The sequence below is a fragment of the Pedobacter sp. 01T416_2 genome, from assembly GCF_056398925.1.
The window spans coordinates 1-1,976 of the sequence record NZ_JBFTQI010000966.1; the positions used below are offsets into that span (position 1 = coordinate 1).

Sequence of the window (1,976 nt, forward strand, 5' to 3'; positions counted from 1 at the left end):
CAATTACTTCTGGCCATAGAAGAGAAAAAACGGCAGATTAACTAAAAAAAAGCGGCCTGTATTATCGCAGACCGCTTGTATACTTATTTCCATTTTAATATGTTAAACTTATGCCCATCTGGGTCGGCAAAAGCACAGCCGTACATGCCTTGAAATTCTTCTGGTGGCGAGAATACAGAACCGCCGGCATCTTTTACTTTTACGGCCCAGTCATCTACTTCTTCCTTTGTTTCGGCCGAAATGGTAAATATAACTTCATTGCCCTTGCTCAAATCGGCTAATTCGCCTTTCATGCCCTTTTTTAAACTATCTTCCTTAAAAAAGTGTATCACAAAATTATCCTCGCCAAATAAAAAGCTGGCCAGTTCATCGCTCTCGTGCCCTGCATTTTTTTCGAAACCTAGTTTGGTGTAAAAGGCTCTGCTTTTCTCTACATTTTTAACGCCTAAATTGGCCCAGATTTTTGTTTTCATAATTATAGTATTTAGATATTGATTCTTAATTATATTGCCTCATAACTCAATAATACGGTACCACTTTTAAAGCTTCGGGTATCAGTTAATTTCAAATTTAATTGTCTTTGCATACCACTAAAAATAGAAGCTCCCTTGCCAATGGCTACCGGATCGATCATTATTTGATAGGTATTAATCAGACCTGCTTCGGCCAGTTGTGTGCTCAGATTGCCGCTGCCTAAAATGGTAATATCTTTTGGAGATGTTTTCTTCAGCTCGGCTATTTGAGTCAATATATTTCCGCTCGTTATCCGTGTATTTTGCCAGTTGGTATGCTGCAAGGTATTGCTACACACAATCTTTTCAGCCTGGTTCATACCCTTGGCTACCTCGGGCATTGCCTCAATGGCATTTTGAGATGGCCACCACGATGCCATCATTTCGTAAGTAATCCGGCCGAAGAGCAGGATGTTATCATGCTCCAGATTTTTTGCGCTAAACTCACCCTCTTCCTGGCCGTGCTGATGCCAGTCGATACCATTGTTGGCATCTTTATAGTAGCCATCCAGACTGATAAAATTGAATACACTTAATTTGCCCATTGTTTCTGTTGTTTTATCTGTTACAAATCTCTGTAGATTATCGACATCATTTAGGTGGCATAAATGACAACTTAAGGGCGTGAAAGTGACAAATAAAATACTTAATTTAGTTAGCATTAAAATAATGATTTAAGCATGTTAAAAGTTTGCCTTTATATTTTCGACGAGGCTGTCCCTTCATCGGTTACCGGAGTAATAGATTTATTGAGTGGTGCCAACCGTTATATGGAGCGTGCTGGTAAAAAGCCTGTATTTGCGCTAAGTTTGGTTGCAGAGAAAGATCACGAAATTCCCTTTCACTTTAACAACATCAACATCGAGCAGTTAAATTATGAGGAAATTCAACAAGCTGATCTGATTATTATTCCGTCATTTAGTGTTGGTAACGAGGGCGTGTTGGGCCGAAACCAAGCGGCTGTTAAATGGATCAAAGAAATGTACGCCAGTCGGACAGAAGTGGCCAGTTTATGCGTGGGTAGCTACTTTTTGGCAGAAGCGGGTTTGCTTGATGGTAAAGAAGTAACCTCACACTGGGCTGTAGCAGCCGATATGCAGAAACGTTACCCTAAAATAAGAATGAAAAACGATTTGGTAACCACCGACCAGGACGGGGTTTATACCAGTGGCGGAGCATTCTCTTCTCTTAAATTGATCCTCTACCTGATCGAGAAATTTTGCGGCCGCGAAGCTGCGCTGTGGATCAGTAAAATGTTTGCCATTGAAATGGATAGAACCAGCCAGGCGCATTTTAAGGTATTTACAGGCCAGCATCAGCATGATGATAAAGACATTTTGAAAGCCCAGCAGTATATTGAAGAAAACTACCAGAATGAAATCACGATGGACGAGGTATCCAGTCTGGTTAATATGGGAAAACGTAATTTTATCCGTCGGTTTAAGGCCGCTACCAATAATACAC

General features: G+C 40.6%; 3 protein-coding genes. 1 reads left to right on the plus strand and 2 read right to left on the minus strand.

The genetic code is table 11. The features are described 5' to 3' along the window. Positions 1–83 precede the first annotated feature (83 nt). Both AC1DPQ_RS26355 and AC1DPQ_RS26360 read right to left on the minus strand, forming a co-directional pair. Positions 84–473, minus strand: a complete 390-nt coding sequence (locus tag AC1DPQ_RS26355; protein WP_477581307.1) for a VOC family protein — start codon at positions 471–473, stop codon at positions 84–86. Between the two features lie 29 nt (positions 474–502). Further along, complete coding sequence (locus AC1DPQ_RS26360) at positions 503–1,057, minus strand: dihydrofolate reductase family protein (RefSeq protein ID WP_477581309.1); 555 nt, start codon at positions 1,055–1,057, stop codon at positions 503–505. A 135-nt stretch (positions 1,058–1,192) separates the two neighbouring features. Between AC1DPQ_RS26360 and AC1DPQ_RS26365 the strand changes: the two genes are divergently transcribed. After that, positions 1,193–1,976: GlxA family transcriptional regulator (locus AC1DPQ_RS26365; protein ID WP_477611378.1), on the plus strand; the 784-nt coding region annotated here is incomplete at its 3' end.

Excerpts from the sequence above, each read along its gene's own strand:
- AC1DPQ_RS26360 (WP_477581309.1), bottom strand. The coding sequence starts at position 1,057 with ATGGGCAAATTAAGTGTATTCAATTTTATCAGTCTGGATGGCTACTAT.
- AC1DPQ_RS26355 (WP_477581307.1), bottom strand. The coding sequence starts at position 473 with ATGAAAACAAAAATCTGGGCCAATTTAGGCGTTAAAAATGTAGAGAAA.